This window comes from Marinifilum sp. (assembly GCF_965230805.1).
GTDB lineage: Bacteria > Bacteroidota > Bacteroidia > Bacteroidales > Marinifilaceae > Marinifilum.
The window spans coordinates 625,256-647,116 of sequence record NZ_OZ246019.1 but is presented as its reverse complement, the minus strand read 5'-3'; the positions used below and the strand labels follow the sequence as shown (position 1 = coordinate 647,116).

Genomic DNA, 21,861 nt, shown 5'->3' with positions numbered 1-21,861 from the left:
AAAGCCTAAAAAATGCTTAAAGCAGATTACATCCATTATCCTCTAAAATTTAAACGGCCAAGTGGAACTTCGCGAGGAATTTTAACCGAAAAAGACTCTTGGTTTATTCGTTTGTGGGACGATAATCATCCCGAAATGATTGGGATTGGCGAATGCTCAATGATTAAAGGTTTAAGTCCGGATGATCGGGAAGGTTATGAAGAGAAGCTGCAAGAGCTTTGCGATCAGATTGCAGATTACTGGTACTATTTGGAAGGAGGATTACTTGAATGGCCATCGATTTATTTTGGATTGGAAACTGCATTTTTGGATTTTAAAGCCAAAGGTTCCAAAATCTTGTTTCCTTCTGATTTTAGCTGTGGTACCGATAAAATTCCCATTAATGGATTGATTTGGATGGGCGATCCTGCTTTTATGAAAGAACAGATTGAACAGAAATTAGAGACCGGATTTGATTGCATCAAGATGAAAATTGGGACCATCAATTTTAAGGAAGAGCTAAGATTGTTGGAATCTATCCGTAAAGACTTCGATAAAGATAAGATTGAGCTTCGTGTTGATGCCAATGGTGCTTTTTCTCCCGATTCAGCATTGGAAAAATTGAAGGCTTTGGCGCAATTCGATTTGCATTCAATAGAGCAGCCCATAAAGCAAGGGCAGGTAAAAGAAATGGCTGAATTGTGTGCCAATACTCCTTTGCCAATTGCGTTGGATGAGGAATTAATTGGAGTTTATGATGTACCTGCTAAAGCTGATTTGTTGGATAAAATAGCTCCTCAGTATATCATTTTAAAGCCAAGTTTAGTTGGTGGGATTAAAGGATCGCAAGAATGGATTGATCTGGCAAATGATAGGAATATTCCCTGGTGGATTACTTCAGCATTGGAATCGAATATTGGATTGAATGCAATCGCCCAATGGACTTATACTTTGAACAATTCTATGCCTCAAGGATTGGGAACCGGACAGCTGTATACCAACAATATTGCTTCTCCATTGATTATCGATAATGGATTTTTAAAGTACGATACGAATTTAGGCTGGGATAAAATATAATGAACAGAGAACTTACAATCAACGGAAAATACTACAATGAAAAAGAGCTTTTGACTTATTGTAGAAATCGGATTGCCAATTCGACCAATGAGTGGGAGAAGGATTATTGTAAGTTTATTTTAGAGTGGTTGGATGATACAGATCATGTAAAAGCCAAAACTTCCGGTTCAACAAGTGTGCCTAAGAAAATAAATTTATCAAAGCAAAAAATGAGGAACTCGGCTAAACTTACGGGAGAGTTTTTCAATTTTAAAGTGGATCAGACTGCTCTCTTTTGTTTGTCTTCGAACTATATTGCTGGTAAAATGATGATTGTACGTGCTTTCGAGTGGCAATTGAACCTGATTCCGGTTGCACCGGATGGACATCCATTAAAGACTCTTGATTTTGATATTGATTTTGCAGCCATGATTCCTTTGCAGGTAAAAAATAGCTTGAACTTAAAGTGCGGTTTGCAACAAGTTCGGAAATTATTAATTGGCGGCGGTGCTGTTGATCAAAGTTTGGAAAATAAATTGCAGGAGGTATCGTGCAAGTGTTTTATTGGCTATGGAATGACCGAAACCGTTTCACATGTGGCCATTCGTGCATTAAACGGGCCAGATAAGTCGACCAACTATAAGGCCATGGGCGATGCTTTATTTTCAGTAGATCATCGGAGTTGTTTACAAATAAATGCACCGGCCATTTTAAGTAAAAGCTTAGCTACAAATGATGTGGTAGACTTGAAAGAAGCCAATCAGTTCGAATGGCAGGGAAGGTTCGATAATGTGATCAATTCTGGTGGTATCAAGTTGTTTCCCGAGCAGATTGAGAGGAAGTTGGAGAATGCCATAGATCAGGATTTTTTTATTGCGGGGATTCCGGATCAGCATTTGGGCGAAAAAGTGGTACTTCTGATAGAATCCAAGAAAGCTGATGCAAACCTGAAGCAGGAGATTTTTCAGAAAGTAAAAAGCCTGCTCAACAAATATGAACAGGCTCGTGAAATATTTTATGTGTCTGATTTTAAAAGAACACAAACCGGAAAGATTCAGCGCGAGGCTACATTGTCAGCATTAAGTTTATCCATATAATTAAACAATTGAATCAAATCATTAGCATTTTTCCAGTTGTAATTATTCTCTTTCATATAAGCATTTGCAAGATTCTCTTTGCCTCTGAAAATGCGATTTATCTCTGATCTAAGAGAATTCACTTTTTTGAGTCCACTTTCTTCATCCTCTACGTAAAATATTTTCTTAAACCAATCATCGCTATAATTCTTGGCTTGTTTAAAGATGTATTTTACGTAAATGTTTTTAGCACCAGAATGTATTTTTTGCAAGTAACCACTCATATAATTATCCTTATAAGGGAAATGTTTGTATACATACGAAATGCCATCTATCTCCACTTTATGCAACTTTTTAGGTGATGAAATGCGACCGTACTGTTCGTTGATAAGACATTCGATAACATCTTCGGTAATGTTATAACGTAAACCACCAGGCTTAATAATTTGGTTATCTTGGGTTACAATGCTCCCAGGAAGAAAATCTTGATTCAAATAAATCAAAGGCTTATTAATAGAATGAGTTAAGTCTTTAGTTGGTGCGAAATATTGTATTATTCCAAAATTGGGAAATTGTTTTTTCTGTTCATATCCACTTGAACCCATAGCAGGTAAAGTGAACATGAACAATAATAGTAAGTGTGTGAATTTTTTCATGTTGTATTTTTTAATTGTCGATAATAAAAGTACAACAAACCCTTTATCTGGTTTCTAATTTGGATGTTAAGAAATTATTTGATTTGATAAGAATGAAAAAAATGAACTTCGAAAACGTGTGCAAAACCTGTCAGGAAAATAAGTTAGATTGGAGGAATTAAAACCTTTGCGTGTTTTAAGCTTGACTCTTCAATCCCTCCTTTAAATAGAATAGCATTGGAATTCAGAAAAACTACTTTTTTAGAGCTCCAAAATTACCTTAGTTTGCTTTTGAATACTTTTTTAAACTTTTCCATTTTTGGTTTAATCACAAAATTACAGTATGGCTGATTAGAATTGTTTTTGAAATAATCCTGATGATAGTTTTCAGCAATATAAAATTTTGATGAAGGAGAAATTTCAGTTACAATAGGATCATCCCAAGCCCCCGATTCATTCAATTTCCTTTTGTATTTTTCGGCAAGTTCTTTTTGTTCTTCCGAATGATAAAAAATTGCAGATCTGTATTGTGTGCCAACATCAGCACCTTGTCTGTTCAAAGTAGTGGGATTGTGTGTTTGCCAAAATACTTCAAGAAGTTCCTCAAAACTAATCATATTAGCATCGTATGTGATTTGGCAAATTTCGGCATGTCCTGTTTCGCCCGTACAAACTTCTTTATAGGTAGGATTTTTAGTCTCACCACCCATATATCCCGATTCTACTTTCTTAACACCTTTCAACTCTTGAAATATAGCTTCCACACACCAAAAGCATCCGGCACCAAAACTTGCTGTTTCCATTTTTTTTGATTGATTTTCTGCACTCATATTTGTTTTCCCGAAAATTACTCCGGAAACCAAAATGAAAATAAGAATGATTGATTTTTTCATACTTTCCGGTTTTTTAATTTATAATGATTCTAAAGATAGTGTTTGAATTACTGATTTCAAAGTTAAAAGATCTTAAAGCAGAAGCTTGAACTTAGGCTTTCTTGTTTATATTTGGATATGGTTCAAAGGACAAAAAAGCTTGGCATAATTCTTTGTGGAGGGAAAAGTTCCAGAATGGGAACAGAGAAAGGCTTGGTAGAATGGAAAGGCAAGGCCTTAATCGAATACTCGGTGGATTGTCTTAAAAACATTTGCGATGAATTGCTTGTTAGTTCCAATTCCGATTTCTACCATTATTTAAATTTTCGGGTAATTAAGGATGAGATAATGAATTGTGGGCCGATTGGGGGAATTTATTCTTGTATGAAAGAAGTTAAGGCTGATTATTATTTTGTAATTTCTTGCGATGTGCCTAATGTAACAAGCTCCTTGTATCAGGATTTGCTTAAAAACATCGGAACATCAGATCTTATTTATGCGGTTGATGAATTTGGAAAGAAACAGCCATTGGTTTCAATATTTAAAAGCACAAGCTTTTCAGTAATCGAAAAAGAACTGGTAAAGGGGAATTATAAAATGATGAAATTATTATCCTTGATTCCGCATGTTGAATTCAATGTTTTAAAAGGTTTGGATTATTATTCTCCAACGATTTTATCAAATGTAAACTCAGCAGATGAATTACGGAATTTGTAATTTGTTTTTTTCTTTCTGTTGCAAGAGTGATTAGACAGTAAAATTTCTATCGAAATGTAAATAACGTGAGTTCGAGGTAAAATTCGTTCACAGTTTGCACTGATTTTGAGTAGAAATTTTATCAAATTTTCGAAGGAATATCGGGATATTTCAAGAAGATTTGAGGAAATTTATGCCGAAAGCAGGCAAACACATAATGGAAAGTTCTCTTTACGACATCTTCACATTAAAAATTCCTCAAAATAGCCCGCTATTCTTTCCAAATTTTTAATGCAAGTCTATCGCAAATATAACTTTCTGTGGATAGAATTTTACGTCGAACTCACGTTAAATAGTGTATTGGTATATTAAGGAATCTTGTTGTCTGCTGCCGAAGAGCAAGAGGTTTGAATGTAATTTAGTGAAAATCTAAATAGTTATATGTCTCTTAAAATCAAAGGATTTAGACTTCTTAGCTTGTTTAGATCAATTACAAATCCGAGGAAAAATGTTGTAGAGCATATTGTCTGTTACTCTTTTGATATATGTTTACATGCATAGATATAGTTTTCTAGATGTGTTGATGTGTTAAAAAAGATATCACAAAATGAAGAGCAGAAGAGAGTTTATTAAGATTAGCTCCTTAAGTGCGGCAGGTGCAATATTTGGCGGAGGAGTTATTGATTCTTTGGCGAATAACCTGCTAGATCATAACAAGTCTTTTTTCAAAGGGCCTTACGATTTTACCAGAACTCCAACCTATTGCGAAGTATGCTTTTGGAAGTGTGCCGGATGGGTTTATAAGGATGACAAAGGGAAGATTAAGAAGATTATCGGAAATGAATTGGATCCCAACTGCAATGGACGATTTTGTCCCCGAGGTACTGGTGGAGTAGGTATGTTTTACGATGAGGATCGTTTGAAAGCTCCATTAATTCGTACCGGAAAGAGAGGGAGTCAAACTTATCGTGAAGCTAGCTGGGATGAGGCATTTGAATACATTGCTTCAAGAATGAAGCAAATTAAAAAGGAACATGGCCCTGAAAGTACGGCTTTATTTACTCACGGTTCAGGAGGGAAGTATTTCGGAAAACTGTTAAAAGCATTTGGCTCTAATAATATCACGGCTCCTTCCTATGCTCAATGCCGGGGGCCTCGTGAAGTCGCTTTTATTGCTACTTTCGGGCAAGGACTAAATTCTCCTGAAAATACCGATATCAGAGATACTAAATGTTTGGTACTAATTGGTTCGCATTTAGGTGAGAATATGCACAACGGACAGGTACAGGAAATGTCTGATGCCATTGATAAAGGTGCTGCCATTATAACCGTTGATCCAAGATTCTCAACCGTTGCCAGCAAATCTAAACATTGGCTGCCAATTAAACCAGCTACTGATAATGCTCTTTTGCTTGCATGGATGAATGTGATCATCAACGAAGAATTGTACGATAAGGATTACGTAGAAAAATACACTTTCGGATTTGAACAACTAAAGGCGCATGTTCAGCAGTATACTCCCGAATGGGCATATGGTGTAACAACAATAAAACCTCAGCAAATTAAAGAAACAGCAAGAGAAATGGCTAATGCAGCTCCTGCTGTAATTGTTCATCCCGGACGGCATGTTACCTGGTATGGAGATGATACTCAACGATTGCGTGCAGTTGCGATTTTAAATGCTTTATTGGGTAGTTGGGGAAGACGTGGAGGTTTTTATCAAGCAGAGACAGCAGAAGTTCCACATTTCAAACAGCCTGAATTTCCAAAGCCAAAGAAAAACTGGCGCAACGCAATGGGTGGTAAATACAACTTAGCAGATTTGGCCTTAGCATCTGGTGTTTGCGATGCTTCCATACCAAGTCCTGATATGGATTATGCCATTAAAGCTTGGATTGTGAATGGAACAAACCTGCTTAATACGCTACCGGATCAGCAAAAAACACTGAAAGCAATACAGGAGCTCGACTTAATGGTAGTGGTTGATACCATGCCTATGGAAATTACGGGCTATGCTGATGTGGTTTTACCTGAATGTACTTACCTGGAAAGATATGATGCACTCAGAATATCGCAGGGAAGAGAGCCTAGTATCGCATTAAGAATGCCAGCGGTTAACCCATTATACAATACGAAACCAGCTTACTGGATGGCCAGAGAGTTAGCGAAAAAATTAGATCTACAGGATTATTTTCCTTTCGAAAACATTGAGGAGGAAATAGATTGGGAACTGAAACAAGTTGGAACTTCGCTGGAGGAAATGCAAAGAGTTGGAGTAAAACGTTTGCAGCGTGAATACGACGATTTGTATTTTGCAGATGGAGAAGATGTAGAGTTTAATACAAATACCGGGAAAATTGAATTGTACTCAACTGCATTGGAAGAAGAAGGTTTCGATCCAATGCCGATTTATACTGCACATCCGGAACCAAGCGAAGGATATTACCGACTAATTTACGGAAGGGCTCCAATGCATACATTTAGTCGTACGGCTAATAATCCTAATCTAACCGATTTAATGGATGAAAACACCTGTTGGGTTAATCCAAAGGTGGCAAAGGAATGGTACTTAAGTAACGGACAGTATGTATATCTGGAAAATCAGGATGGTGTTGTTTCAGACTTTCCAATAAAAGTTCGTGTAACAGAAAGAATTCGTTTCGACTCAGTTTATATGGTACACGGTTTCGGTCATGCCGATAAGCGTATGAAACGTTGCTTTGGTAAAGGTGTAAGTGATACTCAAATGATAACGAATGTAATGGTTGATCCTATAATGGGAGGAACCGGAATGAGAGGAAATTTTGTAACATTTAGAACAGATATCAAAAAATCGGAGGTTTAGGCTATGAGATATGCAATGGCTATTGATACTAAAAAGTGTGTAGGTTGCAGCGACTGTGTAGTAGCTTGTCAAACCGAAAACGATGTGCCTATCGGGTATTGCCGCGATTGGGTAGTTGAAGTAATGGATGGAACTTATCCTCAATTGGAAATGGAATTACGTTCTGAACGATGCAATCATTGTGAAAACTCACCTTGTGTTCGTTGCTGTCCTACCGGAGCAAGTCATTATTCAGAAGGAGGAATTGTGCTGGTCACAGAAAACAAATGTATAGGTTGTAGTGCATGCATTACCTCTTGCCCGTACGATGCTCGTTTTGTGCATCCCAAGGGATATGTAGACAAGTGTACTTTTTGTCTGCATAGAGTCAGGAATGGAATGCAACCCGCTTGTGTGGCAGTTTGTCCAACCAGATGCATGTATTTTGGCGATTTGGATGATACTCGAAGCGAAGTCTCTAAAATCTTGAGGAAAAGAAAGTACAAAACCTTAATTCCTGAGGCAGGTACAAAACCTCACTTGTATTTCCTAATCTAATTAATCTGTAGAAATGAGAGAAGAAATTATTATAAGCGGAAGAAATAATCCTTTAATCGATCCTCACTTACATATTTGGCATTGGGAGGTTCCAACTTATCTGTTTTTAGGAGGTTTGGCTGCTGGTTTACTGTTTTTTGCAGCATTATATACCATTCGAAATAAAGAAAATGAATACAAAACGGCAGTTCAAATCGCACCTGTAATTGCTCCCATAGCATTAATACTTGGATTGCTTGCCTTGTTTCTGGATTTGCATCACAAGGCATATTTCTGGAGGTTGTATACAAGTATCCGTTTGGAATCGCCAATGTCATGGGGAGCATGGATCTTAATGCTTGTTACGCCATTATCAATGATATGGACGGCGATTCATATTAAAGAGATATTTCCCAAATGGAACTGGAAGTTAGAGATAATTGAGGAATTGTTAGCATTTTGTAAGAAGCACAAGAGAACACTTGCGTGGATCATGTTGATATCTTCGGCAATTCTTGGAATTTATACTGGAATTCTGTTCTCAGCTTTTAATGCTCGTCCTTTATGGAATACGTCAATTCTTGGTCCACTGTTCTTGGCATCAGGCTTATCAGCGGGAGCTGCAGTTGTAATTTGGATGTCGAAAAACAAGGCAGAACGCAAAAGGTTTGCACAATTGGATTTAATAATAATTGGGATTGAATTGTTTTTGATCATCCATATGTTTATGGGGTTTCTGGCAAGTACTCAAGTTCAAATAGATGCAGCAAATTTATTTTTAGGCGGTGAATATACTGTACCATTCTGGATTTTCGTTGTATTTCTGGGAATGATACTTCCTGCAATTCTTGAAGGAATGGAATTAAAAGGGTTTAAAATTCCGCTTGTAATTCCAGTGGTACTGGTATTGTTCGGAAGCATAATGCTTCGATTTATTATCTCTTATGCAGGTCAGGCAAGCCGATGGCTTTATTAATATAAATATCGAAAAACTTTAAAAAACACTATAACAATGAGCGAAGTGAAAAAAACAAAATATTTTAATCCGTATATCGGAGGCGTATTGTTGGGGCTTGTTCTTTTGGCGGCAAATTTCGTTTCTGGTCGTGGATTGGGAGCGAGTGGAGCAATTAAAAGTGCAGTTGTATCCACTGTAAATACGGTAGCTCCAACTCATGCCGAAAATACAAGGTTTTACAAGGAGTACAATGAAACACACCCAAAGCCGATGAAATCATGGTTGGTATTTCAGCTGTTGGGAGTATTGGTAGGAGGTTTTTTATCAGGAGCACTAGCAGGAAGATTGAAATTTAAAGTTGAACACTCTCCAAAAATTAGCTCAAAAAGAAGAATTATTTTTGCCGTTCTGGGTGGAGTTTTTTTTGGATTTGGATCTCAACTAGGACGGGGTTGTACCAGTGGATCAGCCTTAAGCGGTATGGCTGTACTTTCGGTTGGAGGATTTTTAACCATGGCTGCAATTTTCGGCACAGCTTTTATGCTTGCGTATTTCTTTAGAAAAAACTGGATATAATCAATTGAATTGTAATTGGGAAAATGATTGAGGTAATTACTTATACCTTTTTTACTTTTACCTTGTAACTTTAAAAATATGGCACCATTAATTGTTAATGAAATAATTTCACCGGATACCAATTTGTTAATTGCATTTTTAATTGGAATTGGTTTTGGTTTTGTGTTGGAAGGAAGTGGATTCTCGTCGAGTAGAAAATTAGCAGGCATGTTCTACGGATACGATACAACAGTTCTAAAAGTATTCTTTACCGCTGCAATAACAGCAATGGTAGGCTTATTGTTTTTCAGTCTTTTTGGTTGGATCGATTTGGATTTTGTGTACATCAATCCAACTTATATAACTTCGGCTATTGTTGGTGGAGTAGTAATGGGGGCTGGTTTTATAATGGGTGGATTTTGCCCAGGGACAGCATTCTGTGCAATCTCAATTGGCAAGTTAGATGCTTTGGCTTTTATTGGTGGATTAACTTTAGGGATTGTATTTTTTACTGAAGGATATCCATTGTTTGAAGAAATGTATAAAGCAAACTTTATTGGTACTCCTACAATGAATGAACTTTTAGATATTCCAAGAGGAGTGTTTGCCCTGGCATTAATTATTATGGCATTTGCAATGTTCTGGGTCGGCGAGTGGGCAGAGAAAAAATTTCCACGCGAAGAGTACTAAAAATTAACGGTTTAAAAGATCATCAAAATGAAAATGAGATTAATATTAGCTTCGGTTTTTGTTCCATTGGGAATTATAATAGCAGCTATACCAGAAAATACTACCAAGCAGTTTAAATTAACTGCCGAAGAATTACTTGATGAAGTAAAAGATGGAACTCAGTTTGTTAGTACAGATGAAATTGCCGATATGTTGATTCAAAAAGACCCTGGTCTTCAGTTGATTGATGTACGTAGTCAGGCAGAATTTGAAAAATACAGCTTGCCAGGAGCCATCAATATTCCTTTAACTCAGATTCTTTCTGATGAATATGAAGAGTATATCGATCAGGGAGTGAAGATAAATGTATTTTATTCGAATGGGAGCCTAAAAGCAAACGAAGCTTGGATGCTTACCCGACAGTTAGGTTATGAGAACAATTTTGTAATGCAGGGTGGTTTAAACTACTGGGTCGAAACCATATTGAATCCTCAGGCACCGAAATCTGTTATGGCAGACGATGAAATCGCAAAATACGACTTTAGAAAAGGAGCAAGTGCAGCTTTGGGAGGGGGAAATACCGTTTTAAATAATAACAGCACGATGAAGAAACCAAAACCTATTATCAAAAAACGCAAAAAGAAAAAGCGTGCTACTGGGGGGTGTTAAATTGATTTTAATTACGCTACATAAATTCAAAAGAGAGGAAATATTCATTACATGAAATCCTCTCATTTTTGGAAACTTCTCTTGTAAAGCGCAGTCATTATTTCCTTAAAAGTGTTGGGTTGTATGCCTAATTGTCTGTTTTCCATGCTGATGTCGTAAATCAGTCTCATGTGTTTAATAATTTCTTTATAAGCTTTAAACAAAGGGAAATCAGGATCATAAATATGTGCAGGTTCCGAGTTTGTACCGTTCAGTTCAATCACTTTAATGTTCTTTCCTTCATACAGATCTTCTATGCTGTTTACTTTCAAATCAAATCTACCATAATTATAACCATCCAAGGGTTTTGATATTTCTCTGAAAACCGATACTAATTTGTCATTAATCAGCTTGTTGCCATCCAAAAATTTTGTTCCTCTGTTGTGATTTCCGATGGGTTCCAATTTATAGCTAATACCCGAAGGAATAATCTGATTCCATTTTGATTTATACTTGTTCTTTAGGTAGGATATTCTGCTATTTGCTCTGATGTTTGCCTTTACAAGTTCCGAAAACTTTAGCTTTCCATTGCCGGTGATACTTAAAAATTCTTTTCTTACAACAGATGTTATCCCATCTTTTTCTGAAATTGGAAAGCGATGATAAAAAACTCCTAGTTCTATAGGAAAATCAATAAATTCCTGAACCAAAATCTCTTCATTCTTGTCTTTCAGGAACGATTCAACATCCGTTTCATCATCTATTTTTTCAACTCCAATACCTCTTTCTCCAACATTAGGTTTGCAAACAATAGGAAAATCTATGTCGTGCTCAGTCATTAAATCTTTTAATTCTTTTTGCAGCAAGGAGGAGTGCACCACAAAGCCCTTTGGAATATATTTTTTATCCAGTAAATGTAATATTCCCATTTTATCCATACCAAAAGCTCCTCCAAATCGCATGGATGGATTTGCCGGAGTAAAGTAAGCAAGTGATCTGGCTTTGATTGCCAGATAAAATCCATAGAAAAACATTGGTAAATAAAAGAACCAAAATGGCCAAAATTCAAAATGAAACCATTTAGATATAGCAAAAGGGAATTTAATTTTTCTACTCATAAATTGTCTGGCTAAAGAGTTAAAGGATGCGTTAAGGTAATAAATTCTTGTTTATAAAATGTGGTTCACTAAAATCAAATAAGTAATTGTTAAAGTATGATATATATTGGTAATTTGATATCTTGTGCTGGTAACCATTTCTATCATATCTATGCAAAAGCAAATTGTATCAGCTAATCTTGAAATCTTGCGACAACTTATTCATTTATGCGAGAACATCCATGTAAGTCATTATTCGATGAAGTTGGATTTATTGTCGAAAAATACCATTGGTAAACACTTGCGACACATTATTGAATTTTATGATATTTTAATAGAAGCAAGTGAAGAAGATAAACCGGTAAGTTACGACAATCGAACCCACTGTTCTGAGACGGAAACCAATTTGGCTTTGGCAATACAGCGCCTTAACCGGGCTCGAACTTGGTTTAAAATTAATATGGAATCTAAGGCACTTGAATTGATTGTAAGCTATGATAATGTTCAGAAAAAAAGTGTTTCGGTACCAACTAACCTTGAGAGAGAATTGATTTATAATATCGAACATGCGATACATCATATGGCAATTATAAGAATTGCAATTCAAAAGGAATTTCCTGAAATTAAACTTGATAAACACTTTGGTATTGCATATTCAACAATTAGGTACAGAGACGATTTATGTGCACATTAACATATATACCACTAGGGGAAAATAATTTCGTTTTTACCACGAACAGAGATGAAGACCCCAAAAGAAATGCTTTACCTCCGGATTCATATTTTTATAATAATATTGAGTACATCTTCCCAAAGGATAAGACGAGTCAAGGAACTTGGATGTTATGTAGTAAAAAATATAGCATTTGTTTGTTGAATGGTGCATTTGCAAAACACAAACACAATCCTCCATATAAAATGAGTAGGGGCTTGCTTGTATTGGAATATGCCAATTACAAGAGTGTGAGTGAATTTGTATTAAAGTTTCAATTCCAGGGAATTGAGCCATTCACAATGCTTGTGTTAGGCTATGAAAATAAATTGAGCCTGGAAGAAATCAGATGGGATGGTAGCTCGATTCATTACAAAAAACTTGATGCTAAAAAAACTGAAATCTGGTCTTCATCAACTCTGTATGATAAATTAGCTCAAGAAATGAGAAAAAAATGGTTTACAGATTTTAACATCGAAAAGGATTTGAATTCAGAGTGTATACTTCGCTTTCACAAGAATGCAGGGAAAGAAGATGCCTACAATGGCCTTGTAATGAATAGAAAGGGAAAGATAAAAACGACTAGCATCACTCAAATTGTCCTGGATAATTCGGAAGTCAGAATGATGTACGAAGATCTTGATAAAAATGAAGTCACAGAAAGATATTTCGGAAAAGAAAAGAGCCTCAAGTGAGACTCTTTTTTATAAATGAGAAAAGAAGTGTTATTATTTTCCAGGACATTGCGAAACAATCTCATTTGGGATATTATGTTGTCCATAAGATTGATCGAAATCTACAGAAAATTTTCCGGCTAGATTTTCAGCCGTTTTCTTGTAATCGTCTTTGTTCGCCCAAGTGTTAATCGGGTTAAGTATTTTAGTTGGCACATTTTCACAACTGGCAGGAACATTTAGGTGGAACAATTTATTTTCGTTATACTCAACGTCGTTTAACTTGCCACTTAAGGCAGCATCCACCATTGCTCTCGTGTATTTTAGTTTAATTCTTGAGCCAGTTCCGTAAGAACCTCCGCTCCAGCCAGTGTTAATTAAAAATACATTTGTATTGTGTTTTTCCATTTTATCACCTAACATTTCTGCATAAATATTGGGATTACAGGGCATAAAAGGCTGTCCGAAGAAACGAGAAAAAGTAGCCTGAGGTTCAGTTACTCCGGTTTCAGTACCTGCAAGTTTTGAAGTGTATCCCATTAGAAACCAAAGCATAGCTTGCTCTTTGGTTAATTTTGAAATAGGGGGCAAAACACCATAAGCATCAGCGGTTAAGAACAAGATGGTTTTGGGATTTCCTGAAACAGAACTTTCCTTTATATTTTTTAGGAAACAAAGAGGATAACTTGCCCTTGAGTTAGGAGTAAACCTATCATCGAAGAAATCGAACTCGCCATTTGGATAAATCATTGCATTTTCAATAATCGCACCGTGCTTGGTGAAATCATCATCATGCATAACGGCTTCGTAGATTTCAGGTTCATTTTCAGGTTTGATATTAATCATTTTAGCGTAACAACCATTTTCAAAGTTGAAAATACCATCATCACTCCAGCCATGCTCATCATCACCTAAAAGTGCTCTGTTTGGATCTGCTGATAGAGTTGTTTTGCCTGTTCCCGAAAGACCAAGGAGTAGGGCAGAATCTCCTCCTTTTCCTTCGTTTGCCGAACAATGTAATGGCAGAACACCTTTAAAAGGAAGATAATAGTTCATTACAGTAAACATCAACTTCTTCATAGCTCCCATATACGACGAACCAATAACGATACCAATCTTCTGATCAAAGTCAACAACAACACAAATGTCCGATGTTTCTCCATTAGGAAGTTCTCTAACCAATCCTTTGTAACGATCTTTATTTAACTTATCATTTGGAAGAGCAATTAAGTGAAACTCATCATTTGCGAATACCGATTTTTCCAAATCGTTTGGGACAGGCCTAAACATATTGTCGATGAATACCTGGCTTAAACTTTTGTCAGTAATGGTTTTTACTGGCAATGCATACTTCGAATCAGCACCAATTACTCTGTCCGTAATATAAACCGTCTTTTTGCTTTTAATCATCTTCAAAGCGTCTTCAAATATCATCGAAAACGTTTGCGGATTCATGTCGATATTATTGGCTGATGACCAGTCTATATTAAATTGGTTTTGAGGATGTTTTACAATGTATGTATCCTTAGGACTTCTACCTGTTGAATGTGGAGGTGTCCAGGTTGCAAGTGCACCATTCTTGGTTAAAACAGCTTCTTTGTTTTCTACTGCTTGAGCAATTAGAGATTCTCTTTTAAGATTCTCTTGAATGTTAGAATGCTTTTTTAATGTTTCTTTTAAATCGTTAATCATATTAACTTCAATAGCGTTCATTGTGACATTTAATATTTGGTTTGGAGCACCAAAAATATAACTATATATGAACAAATCCTACTATGTAAATATTTTTTGTCATTTTTAATGTATTATTTCTCAGTAAGTTTTCCTAATTTTACCGTGGGGAAAATTGATCTAAGGGGCTCTAGAGAATCTTCTTATTTCATTTTTCCCCTCTTTTTTTGTTTAAAAACAGAGCGTCTTTCCTATGTTTTACAAACGTTTGCGCAAAATTACTTCGGTCTAAATAGGGTTCTGTTATGATTATATAAGTTGTTCTATCGAGAGGAAGTGATTCAAGAAGAATTCGAAATAAAAGTTATAAAAAAACCTCCAAAGAATATCCTTGGAGGTCTAAAAATGACAATTATTTCATCTTTCCATAAGGAAACGGAAAACTATTTAGTCTTTTGATCTAGGATGGAAATTTTTGATTGTTTCTTTCAAATATTCTCTATCCAGATGAGTGTAAATTTCAGTTGTTAGAATTGATTCATGTCCTAACATTTCCTGAACAGCTCTCAAATCAGCTCCACCTTCAACCAGATGAGAAGCAAAAGAGTGGCGGAAAGTGTGAGGAGAAACATTTTTCTTTAAACCAACTTTCTTAGAAAGATTCTTGATAATAGTAAAGATCATCACACGAGATAATTTACGACCTCTTCTGTTTAAGAATAAGATATCTTCACTATCCTTATCGATATTTAATTTACCACGATAACTTCTAAGGTATAATTTAATTTCTTTTTTAGCTTTTTTTCCTACTGGAATTAAACGCTCTTTGTTACCTTTTCCATGAATTTTAATAAATCCCATACGGAAATGAAGGTTAGAAACTCTTAAATCAATTAATTCTGAAACTCTAAGTCCACAAGAATATAGGGTTTCAAGAATTGCACGGTTTCTTTGTCCTTCTGCTTTATTCATGTCAACAGCTTTAACCAAAATATCAATCTCATCTGTTGTTAAAGTGTCAGGAAGCTTACGACCAATTTTTGGAGCTTCAAGTAAAGCGGTTGGATTCTTTTCAATGATTTCTTCTAGCAATAAATACTTGAAGAAAGCTTTAATACCCGAAATTACACGAGCTTGGGTACGAGGACTAGTACCTGCATCATTAATCCAAGACACAAAATCTTTTAAATGTTGAAGAACTACCTCCTCTGGTGCAACCTCAATATTCTTTTCTCTAAAGAAAGTGGTTAACTTGGTAATGTCGTTAATGTAAGCGTCTACCGAGTTCTTAGACAATGACTTCTCTAGAGTAAGATAGGTCTTAAAATTCTCAATTGTTGTTGTCCATTTCATTTTTATCCAGTTTTTAGTATGTAATTATAGTTGTAATAATTTGCTTTATAATTTGTAGTTTTACTACACCAAACAAAGGTACAAAATCCTTATGATAATTCTAGTGTGCAATTTAAAAAAATATTACGTAAGGTTACAAATTTTGTGTAAGCTTTTTATGTTTAAACTTTATTTTTTTTGATAAGATGAATTTTTTGATAATTAATGGACCCAACCTAAATTTGCTTGGAGTGCGCGAAAAATCTATATATGGAGAGGTTTCGTTTGAAAAATACTTTGAAGAATTAATGATGATGTACGGAAAAATTAATCTTGAGTACTTTCAATCAAATATTGAAGGAGAACTAATTGATGAGATACATCGGATAGGTTTTACTTATGATGGGATTATTCTGAATGCGGGTGCTTATACGCATACTTCTGTAGCTTTAGGAGATGCAATTGCTGCTGTTAAAACCCCTGTAATTGAAGTGCATATATCGAATCTTCATAAGAGAGAGTCTTATAGATCTACCTCTTTTATAGGTAAAGATTGTATAGGCTCCATTGCCGGATTTGGATTGGACTCCTATCGGTTAGGAATAGAAGCATTGTTAGCCCATTTGGATTAAACTTGCTTTGTGTGTGATAAAAGATTTTTTTTAGGTTGATGAATTTTCCTTTTGCGCTTTTGCCAACACCTATGTGGTAATATTGACTATCTTTGTGATGCCAAAACTAATAATGAAAGAGTTTCTATGAAAAAGCACACAAAAATTATTGCAACCATTTCGGATAAAAAGTGTGATGTTGAGTTTCTTACCCAACTTTTTGAAGAGGGAATGAATGTGGTAAGGCTTAATACAGCCCATCAAACACATGCCGATGCTCAAAAAGTAATTGATAATGTGAGAGAAGTATCTGAAAGGATAGCATTGCTTATTGATACAAAAGGTCCTGAGATAAGAACTGTTGATGTTAATGAAGAGATTTTTCTAAAGTGTGGAGATCGTCTTAACATGAAAGGTAAGCAAGGAGACGAAGAGTTGGAGAATTGTTTATTGGTTAGCTACGATAAATTTGTTGATGATTTAGAAGTTGGGAAAAAAATCTTAATTGATGATGGAGAACTGGAATTATTGGTAGTTGAGAAAAATGTTAAATTTCTTAGAGTAGAGGCTCAAAACGAAGGGATAATTAAGAATAGAAAAAGTGTAAATGTTCCTGGTGTTTCTATTAATCTTCCTTCTTTAACAAAAAAAGACAGGGCTTTTATTGGATTTGCCATTGAGCAGGATATCGATTTTATTGCGCATTCATTTGTTAGAAACAAGGAAGATGTTATCGAAATCCAAAAGATTTTGGATAAATATGATTCTAAGATTAAAATTATTGCCAAAATTGAAAATCAGGAAGGGGTTGATAATCTTGATGAAATTCTGGATCATGCATATGGTGTAATGGTTGCCAGGGGAGATTTGGCCATTGAGATTCCTGCCCAGAAATTGCCTGTGATTCAAAGAAAAATGATGAGAAAGTGCATGGAGTGCAAGAAACCTGTAATTATTGCAACTCAAATGCTTCATTCCATGATTAACAATCCTAGGCCAACTCGAGCCGAAGTAAGTGATATTGCAAATGCAATTTACAATAGAACAGATGCAATAATGCTTAGTGGAGAAACTGCTTATGGCGATTATCCGGTTGAATCGGTTCGTACAATGACCGAAGTGGCAATTGAAGTTGAAAAGGAATTGTATCCTGATACAAGAAAGAATTTTGTGCCGAGTAATCAGGAACTTACAGCTATTTTAGCTCGTTCGGCAGTTAAATCATCGCAATTGCTGCCTGTTAAAGCCATTGTTACGGATACCTTAACAGGAAGGACGGGGCGTTATTTATCTGCCTATCGGGGAACTTCTCCTGTTTATGCTTTGTGTTATTCGAAAAGAGTTGTGCGAGAATTGGCTTTATCTTATGGTGTTGAAGCAGGCTACAGAAAATTATTGGCAAGTAGGGATGAGTATGTGAAGCAATCGATGTACTCTTTGATGGAGAAGAAATATTTTACCGGTGAGGATATGGTGATTATTATCGGTGGAAGTTTTGGTCCATCGAAAGGAGTTTCCTTTATGGAAATAAGCAAAGTAAATCAGTTAACAGATAAAGTATAAGGATTTTAAAATATCTAAAAAAAATGCGAATCATAACGATTCGCATTTTTTTTAATATCTCATATAGATCAGAACCAAAGCGATGCCTATTCCTATGCCCGAAATGCCTAGGTTAAAACTTCTTCGGTCGGTTTTAAAAACTACAATAATTAAGGATGATATTAATAATCCTGCTAAAGAAATCAAGAAATAGGCAGCTAATATTCCAAGACCATAACCTGATGTGTGGAGAAATTGAATACTTCTTCCAAAACCTTTTACGTAGTGAAAGCAAATGCCGGTACCTGTTACTAACCCTATTGCAGCAAAGAAATTATAACGAATTGCATTTGCTGATAAACTATTGGAAATTATGTGATGAACTCCGACAGTAAGAAAGGCAAATGCCGTTGCCAATTTAATTGTTGCAATCGAAAAGAATGTTACTTTAAAAATGGCTAATAAAAATCCAGCAATGGTTCCAATACAAATGGCCAGGAAAAGGGAAAGTATATTTTTTAAATCTTTAAATTGAAAAACGATTCCAAATAGAAATAGAATTAAAAAATGATCAAAATAAGATAATGATATGAGATATGAAAAAGCGAATTCGAATCCGGATAAAAATTGTTGCATGTTGTATTATATTATTTCCATTTGATAGTTGATCTGCAATGCTCTATTTTATCGTCATCATTTCTAATTTCAAAATGAGATTCAGAGCTGTCTCCATTGCAATTGTTGTACACATATAATTGATCATTGTATTTGGCTTCATGAAGGAAATTGATTTCCAACTCATTTATTGATTCAGATTTTAATCGCTCCAAAGGACAGGAATCAATTATCCATTTGATGTATTTTACGTTATTTACATGCTGATTGATATCAATATCACTATATTGAACGCCTACTTTAATCTTGGGTTTTCCATCTACTTTTGTAATCAGCTTTTGTAAAGGTGTTTCAAAAACTTTTTCGGAGTTTTCGAATTTGGCATTTTCAATGATTGAGTGAGGGCGAGCAGGGCGTTTGGTTTTAATGTTGATGATTAACCAGGAGGAACTTGCCAGTATAATTGTATTTCCTGAGCGATCAAATATTTTAAAATCTCTGTTTCCAAATAATCCCTCTATGCCTGTTGGCCAGGTTTCCACGCTTATCTCATCTGTCCATTTCGGGTATTTTAGCACTTTAACTTTTAAGCGGGTTAAAACCCATGATAAATCTTGCTTCATCAATTTATCGATTCCCCAATTTAATGCGTCAGCATGCATTCCAGCAATTTCTTGTAAGTAATTGCATATGGATGTAAGCTTTGCTCTTCCATTAAAATCAGTATCGAAAGAGCCTATTCTGAATGTTTTAGTAAATTTTTTTTGATTGATTTCCAGAGTATCCATTAAACCAAATTGATTTTTAATTTTTTGATGATATAGATCGAACGTATGAATAATAAGGTCACAATTGGTAAAATCTCATTGGGTAATGATTGTGGAATGATAGGCCATGTGGCCAGAATTATTAATAACAGTATCGAACTTGTATAGAAGAAAATGTAGGACGTTATGTTTTTCATTATCAGTAAGATATTGGATACAGGAAAAAAGAATGGCAAGGCCCAAAGTATGTTCCAGTTTGGTCCTGTGGCCTGATGATCGGTAAAAAACCACAGAAAAACAATTACCCAACCAACTATGCCTGTTGCGCCGAAAAAAACATGATCGATGATAAAATAATTGCGCTTACTTGTAAGTGTGCGAATGCTTATTAATAAAATAATTAGAGAAAATAATCCGAAGATAAAACCAGGTCGTTTGTACCATTCAGTCATTTTATAATCCAAGGTAGGTTTTAAAACTTCTTTGGTATGGCTAACCAGCGGAACCCTCTCATCCATATTTAAAACAGTAGCATCGGCAAAAGCATACATCATATTATCAGGTAAAAACATATACTGGTAGGGACTTGCATCTATATCGCATGGTGAGCCCAGAATTAAATGAATGCCAAGATAAATCCATCGACTTTGTTCCATAAAATGATCGAGCAAATTCCAGAAATTTTTTGGTTTATCTGTATTTTCTTTGTAAATGATCTTACCATTTATATTGGCTTCAATGATATCTCGTATTCGTGTAGAACAGTTGTCGAATAAAAAATCGTAATGGTAATATCTGTTTTCTGGCTTGTAATTTTCTATAACAGCTTGAAAAAGTTTCCTTCTCGAATCAAGATCCAAATTTAGGATTTGCTCCGTTACACCTTGTCCCGATACGATATATTCGGGCAGAAATTGCTGATACGAAGAAAAAGCCAAGCGATATTTTAGCTTGCCGCGAGCAAATTTCATATAAAAATTTGGGGTGTTAAAATTAAATGTCCCATAATTAAAAACAAGATCAATTTTGTTTAAAGGATCATGAAATCGCAAGGCCGAATGACCAAAATGAGAATACAACTCTTCGCCTGGCGAACAGGTTAGCAGACTTACTGCTGATTGTTCGGAAAGTTGCTTTGCCTGTGTATTTGATATCGAAACAATACCAATTAAAAGTAGGCATATAAAAAATTTAAATCTTTGCATAAGGATGAATATTTATCGCATCGAAGATAGACAAAATACCAATATTTTACATGACCTAATATGAGCAAATTGCCAATGGAAATTTGCCCTCTCAACCCGTCGAGATCATTTTTATGCATGGATTTGATCATTTTCGTTTTGAGTATTTTGTCGGCGGATTTTACCCTCCCTCATTGCTAATAGTGGTTTACTGTTGAGAGCCTCATTTCGAATGAGCCCCTCAGGTCTTAACTTTTACTTCTTCCGAGGCTTTCTTTTAGATGAGAAAATTGTCAAATCAAGTATGCAAGCTTGCAATTTTAACAAGAGGTACATCGAAACTTTTGTTATAGAAATGGTATAGCGATCTTGAATTATTATCAACCATTTTAATTGGTATAGATATCACATCAAATGGACACAAAAATCCCCTGTGCAAACAGAGGATTCATTCACTTCTGGAAAGAACAATATTTTATCTCATATCATTAATATCAACATCAGGATTTGCAGCAGTATCAAAAACAAAATCCATATCGCTTAATGTAACATTAGGAGTTAGTTTTTTAAGAGTAATGCTCACATTATTTCCATCTTTCCCAACCGATTTTAATGCTTTAATTTGATTTGTAGTTTTATCGATTTTTAATCTGATGTGTGTAAAACCACGTTCTGTATCAGAAGGAAACAAGTCGATAACATGCAGTTTCACACCATTTTCATTTATTTCATTTACATATTTAAAGGTAAAACCATTTTCGTAAATCGAAAAGATTTTTGCAGGATTCAAAGATTCGTCTTCGTCTTCGTCAGGCTCTTTAATGCTTACCTCTTCGGCATCAATAATATGAGAATACATTGTTGTGCCATCGAAATAAGTGTCAACACCCATTAATTGTAACTTATACTTGTTTTCTTTAAGCAGGATGCTTCCCTCCGAAATTTCATGAATATCCTCTTCTTCGTTATCCATAGAAAAGATAAACTCAGCTTTAATGCTTTTGTATTGCTTGTTGATTTCTGATACTTTATCTAGTATAGCTTTGGCTTTTGCATCTTGTGCTGCCAGGTTTAGACTAATAAGTCCTAATAAGAGGAAACAAAAAAAGTTTTTCATTTTTTCTGATTTTATTATTTTTTCGATTTTTTAT

General features: G+C 35.3%; 22 protein-coding genes. 13 read left to right on the top strand and 9 right to left on the bottom strand.

Annotated elements, in window-relative coordinates; genetic code table 11:
- Positions 1 to 12: 12 nt before the first annotated feature.
- The gene (locus ACO05S_RS02440) at positions 13 to 1,056 is read left to right on the top strand and encodes an o-succinylbenzoate synthase (RefSeq protein WP_421919959.1); all 1,044 of its coding nucleotides are present in this window, start codon (positions 13 to 15) and stop codon (positions 1,054 to 1,056) included.
- Complete coding sequence (locus ACO05S_RS02435) at positions 1,056 to 2,132, top strand: AMP-binding protein (RefSeq protein WP_421919958.1); 1,077 nt, start codon at positions 1,056 to 1,058, stop codon at positions 2,130 to 2,132. The genes ACO05S_RS02440 and ACO05S_RS02435 overlap by 1 nt, the downstream gene beginning before the upstream one ends.
- On the opposite strand, the gene ACO05S_RS02430 is transcribed toward ACO05S_RS02435, so the two are convergent.
- Positions 2,090 to 2,767: a hypothetical protein gene (locus tag ACO05S_RS02430; RefSeq protein ID WP_421919957.1), complete on the bottom strand. Its 678-nt coding sequence runs from the start codon at positions 2,765 to 2,767 to the stop codon at positions 2,090 to 2,092. The two genes, ACO05S_RS02435 and ACO05S_RS02430, sit on opposite strands and share 43 nt — an antisense overlap.
- A 254-nt stretch (positions 2,768 to 3,021) precedes the next feature.
- Entirely contained in the window at positions 3,022 to 3,639 is a 618-nt protein-coding gene (msrA, locus tag ACO05S_RS02425) for a peptide-methionine (S)-S-oxide reductase MsrA (RefSeq protein WP_421919956.1), read from the bottom strand.
- Between the two features lie 117 nt (positions 3,640 to 3,756).
- Here msrA and ACO05S_RS02420 point away from each other — a divergent pair, with 117 nt between their 5' ends.
- The 7 genes from ACO05S_RS02420 (at position 3,757) to ACO05S_RS02390 (ending at position 10,526) form a co-directional block, all read left to right on the top strand.
- Entirely contained in the window at positions 3,757 to 4,335 is a 579-nt protein-coding gene (locus tag ACO05S_RS02420; protein WP_421919955.1) for a molybdenum cofactor guanylyltransferase, read from the top strand.
- Positions 4,336 to 4,921: 586 nt separating this feature from the next.
- The gene (locus ACO05S_RS02415) at positions 4,922 to 7,159 is read left to right on the top strand and encodes a molybdopterin-containing oxidoreductase family protein (protein ID WP_421919954.1); all 2,238 of its coding nucleotides are present in this window, start codon (positions 4,922 to 4,924) and stop codon (positions 7,157 to 7,159) included.
- 3 nt (positions 7,160 to 7,162) lie between these two features.
- On the top strand, positions 7,163 to 7,696 hold the full coding sequence (locus ACO05S_RS02410; protein ID WP_421919953.1) for a 4Fe-4S dicluster domain-containing protein: 534 nt from the start codon (positions 7,163 to 7,165) through the stop codon (positions 7,694 to 7,696).
- A gap of 13 nt (positions 7,697 to 7,709) precedes the next feature.
- Positions 7,710 to 8,651, top strand: a complete 942-nt coding sequence (gene nrfD, locus ACO05S_RS02405) for an NrfD/PsrC family molybdoenzyme membrane anchor subunit (protein ID WP_421919952.1) — start codon at positions 7,710 to 7,712, stop codon at positions 8,649 to 8,651.
- A gap of 36 nt (positions 8,652 to 8,687) precedes the next feature.
- Positions 8,688 to 9,209, top strand: coding sequence for a YeeE/YedE thiosulfate transporter family protein (locus ACO05S_RS02400; RefSeq protein ID WP_421919951.1), 522 nt, complete (start codon positions 8,688 to 8,690; stop codon positions 9,207 to 9,209).
- A 78-nt stretch (positions 9,210 to 9,287) separates the two neighbouring features.
- Entirely contained in the window at positions 9,288 to 9,878 is a 591-nt protein-coding gene (locus tag ACO05S_RS02395) for a YeeE/YedE thiosulfate transporter family protein (RefSeq protein WP_421919950.1), read from the top strand.
- A 27-nt stretch (positions 9,879 to 9,905) separates the two neighbouring features.
- The gene (locus ACO05S_RS02390) at positions 9,906 to 10,526 is read left to right on the top strand and encodes a rhodanese-like domain-containing protein (protein ID WP_421919949.1); all 621 of its coding nucleotides are present in this window, start codon (positions 9,906 to 9,908) and stop codon (positions 10,524 to 10,526) included.
- A gap of 62 nt (positions 10,527 to 10,588) precedes the next feature.
- Here the strand turns inward: ACO05S_RS02390 and ACO05S_RS02385 are convergent, their stop codons facing one another.
- A complete protein-coding gene (locus ACO05S_RS02385) occupies positions 10,589 to 11,623 on the bottom strand; it encodes a hypothetical protein (protein WP_421919948.1) in 1,035 nt (344 codons plus the stop codon).
- A gap of 151 nt (positions 11,624 to 11,774) precedes the next feature.
- On the opposite strand from ACO05S_RS02385, the gene ACO05S_RS02380 reads away from it, so the two are divergent.
- Both ACO05S_RS02380 and ACO05S_RS02375 read left to right on the top strand, forming a co-directional pair.
- Positions 11,775 to 12,296 (top strand): hypothetical protein, encoded by a 522-nt coding sequence (locus ACO05S_RS02380; protein WP_421919947.1) that lies wholly within the window; start codon positions 11,775 to 11,777, stop codon positions 12,294 to 12,296.
- Positions 12,284 to 13,009, top strand: coding sequence for an NRDE family protein (locus ACO05S_RS02375; protein WP_421919946.1), 726 nt, complete (start codon positions 12,284 to 12,286; stop codon positions 13,007 to 13,009). Before ACO05S_RS02380 ends, ACO05S_RS02375 begins: the two co-directional genes overlap by 13 nt.
- Before the next feature lie 33 nt (positions 13,010 to 13,042).
- On the opposite strand, the gene ACO05S_RS02370 is transcribed toward ACO05S_RS02375, so the two are convergent.
- Together ACO05S_RS02370 and xerD are read right to left on the bottom strand one after the other, a co-directional pair.
- Positions 13,043 to 14,701: a phosphoenolpyruvate carboxykinase (ATP) gene (locus ACO05S_RS02370; RefSeq protein WP_421919945.1), complete on the bottom strand. Its 1,659-nt coding sequence runs from the start codon at positions 14,699 to 14,701 to the stop codon at positions 13,043 to 13,045.
- A gap of 405 nt (positions 14,702 to 15,106) precedes the next feature.
- Entirely contained in the window at positions 15,107 to 16,012 is a 906-nt protein-coding gene (xerD, locus tag ACO05S_RS02365) for a site-specific tyrosine recombinase XerD (protein WP_421919944.1), read from the bottom strand.
- A 185-nt stretch (positions 16,013 to 16,197) separates the two neighbouring features.
- Here xerD and aroQ point away from each other — a divergent pair, with 185 nt between their 5' ends.
- Together aroQ and pyk are read left to right on the top strand one after the other, a co-directional pair.
- Complete coding sequence (gene aroQ / locus ACO05S_RS02360; protein ID WP_421919943.1) at positions 16,198 to 16,623, top strand: type II 3-dehydroquinate dehydratase; 426 nt, start codon at positions 16,198 to 16,200, stop codon at positions 16,621 to 16,623.
- Between the two features lie 126 nt (positions 16,624 to 16,749).
- A complete protein-coding gene (gene pyk, locus ACO05S_RS02355; protein WP_421919942.1) occupies positions 16,750 to 18,165 on the top strand; it encodes a pyruvate kinase in 1,416 nt (471 codons plus the stop codon).
- A 51-nt stretch (positions 18,166 to 18,216) separates the two neighbouring features.
- On the opposite strand, the gene ACO05S_RS02350 is transcribed toward pyk, so the two are convergent.
- The 4 genes from ACO05S_RS02350 to ACO05S_RS02335 all read right to left on the bottom strand — a co-directional run bounded on the left by ACO05S_RS02350 (position 18,217) and on the right by ACO05S_RS02335 (position 21,827).
- Complete coding sequence (locus ACO05S_RS02350; RefSeq protein WP_421919941.1) at positions 18,217 to 18,780, bottom strand: hypothetical protein; 564 nt, start codon at positions 18,778 to 18,780, stop codon at positions 18,217 to 18,219.
- 11 nt (positions 18,781 to 18,791) lie between these two features.
- On the bottom strand, positions 18,792 to 19,547 hold the full coding sequence (locus ACO05S_RS02345; protein WP_421919940.1) for an acyl-[acyl-carrier-protein] thioesterase: 756 nt from the start codon (positions 19,545 to 19,547) through the stop codon (positions 18,792 to 18,794).
- Positions 19,547 to 20,731 carry a DUF4105 domain-containing protein gene (locus ACO05S_RS02340; protein ID WP_421919939.1) on the bottom strand — a complete coding sequence of 395 codons (1,185 nt, stop codon included), beginning with the start codon at positions 20,729 to 20,731 and terminating at the stop codon, positions 19,547 to 19,549. The genes ACO05S_RS02345 and ACO05S_RS02340 overlap by 1 nt, the downstream gene beginning before the upstream one ends.
- Before the next feature lie 454 nt (positions 20,732 to 21,185).
- Positions 21,186 to 21,827, bottom strand: a complete 642-nt coding sequence (locus ACO05S_RS02335; protein ID WP_421919938.1) for a LolA family protein — start codon at positions 21,825 to 21,827, stop codon at positions 21,186 to 21,188.
- Positions 21,828 to 21,861 lie beyond the last annotated feature (34 nt).

What these genes read in the sequence shown, in the direction of transcription:
- ACO05S_RS02440 (WP_421919959.1), top strand. Translation starts at nt 13, where the DNA reads ATGCTTAAAGCAGATTACATCCATTATCCTCTAAAATTTAAACGGCCA.
- ACO05S_RS02435 (WP_421919958.1), top strand. Translation starts at nt 1,056, where the DNA reads ATGAACAGAGAACTTACAATCAACGGAAAATACTACAATGAAAAAGAG.
- ACO05S_RS02430 (WP_421919957.1), bottom strand. Translation starts at nt 2,767, where the DNA reads ATGAAAAAATTCACACACTTACTATTATTGTTCATGTTCACTTTACCT.
- msrA (WP_421919956.1), bottom strand. Translation starts at nt 3,639, where the DNA reads ATGAAAAAATCAATCATTCTTATTTTCATTTTGGTTTCCGGAGTAATT.
- ACO05S_RS02420 (WP_421919955.1), top strand. Translation starts at nt 3,757, where the DNA reads ATGGTTCAAAGGACAAAAAAGCTTGGCATAATTCTTTGTGGAGGGAAA.
- ACO05S_RS02415 (WP_421919954.1), top strand. Translation starts at nt 4,922, where the DNA reads ATGAAGAGCAGAAGAGAGTTTATTAAGATTAGCTCCTTAAGTGCGGCA.
- ACO05S_RS02410 (WP_421919953.1), top strand. Translation starts at nt 7,163, where the DNA reads ATGAGATATGCAATGGCTATTGATACTAAAAAGTGTGTAGGTTGCAGC.
- nrfD (WP_421919952.1), top strand. Translation starts at nt 7,710, where the DNA reads ATGAGAGAAGAAATTATTATAAGCGGAAGAAATAATCCTTTAATCGAT.
- ACO05S_RS02400 (WP_421919951.1), top strand. Translation starts at nt 8,688, where the DNA reads ATGAGCGAAGTGAAAAAAACAAAATATTTTAATCCGTATATCGGAGGC.
- ACO05S_RS02395 (WP_421919950.1), top strand. Translation starts at nt 9,288, where the DNA reads ATGGCACCATTAATTGTTAATGAAATAATTTCACCGGATACCAATTTG.
- ACO05S_RS02390 (WP_421919949.1), top strand. Translation starts at nt 9,906, where the DNA reads ATGAAAATGAGATTAATATTAGCTTCGGTTTTTGTTCCATTGGGAATT.
- ACO05S_RS02385 (WP_421919948.1), bottom strand. Translation starts at nt 11,623, where the DNA reads ATGAGTAGAAAAATTAAATTCCCTTTTGCTATATCTAAATGGTTTCAT.
- ACO05S_RS02380 (WP_421919947.1), top strand. Translation starts at nt 11,775, where the DNA reads ATGCAAAAGCAAATTGTATCAGCTAATCTTGAAATCTTGCGACAACTT.
- ACO05S_RS02375 (WP_421919946.1), top strand. Translation starts at nt 12,284, where the DNA reads ATGTGCACATTAACATATATACCACTAGGGGAAAATAATTTCGTTTTT.
- ACO05S_RS02370 (WP_421919945.1), bottom strand. Translation starts at nt 14,701, where the DNA reads ATGAACGCTATTGAAGTTAATATGATTAACGATTTAAAAGAAACATTA.
- xerD (WP_421919944.1), bottom strand. Translation starts at nt 16,012, where the DNA reads ATGAAATGGACAACAACAATTGAGAATTTTAAGACCTATCTTACTCTA.
- aroQ (WP_421919943.1), top strand. Translation starts at nt 16,198, where the DNA reads ATGAATTTTTTGATAATTAATGGACCCAACCTAAATTTGCTTGGAGTG.
- pyk (WP_421919942.1), top strand. Translation starts at nt 16,750, where the DNA reads ATGAAAAAGCACACAAAAATTATTGCAACCATTTCGGATAAAAAGTGT.
- ACO05S_RS02350 (WP_421919941.1), bottom strand. Translation starts at nt 18,780, where the DNA reads ATGCAACAATTTTTATCCGGATTCGAATTCGCTTTTTCATATCTCATA.
- ACO05S_RS02345 (WP_421919940.1), bottom strand. Translation starts at nt 19,547, where the DNA reads ATGGATACTCTGGAAATCAATCAAAAAAAATTTACTAAAACATTCAGA.
- ACO05S_RS02340 (WP_421919939.1), bottom strand. Translation starts at nt 20,731, where the DNA reads ATGCAAAGATTTAAATTTTTTATATGCCTACTTTTAATTGGTATTGTT.
- ACO05S_RS02335 (WP_421919938.1), bottom strand. Translation starts at nt 21,827, where the DNA reads ATGAAAAACTTTTTTTGTTTCCTCTTATTAGGACTTATTAGTCTAAAC.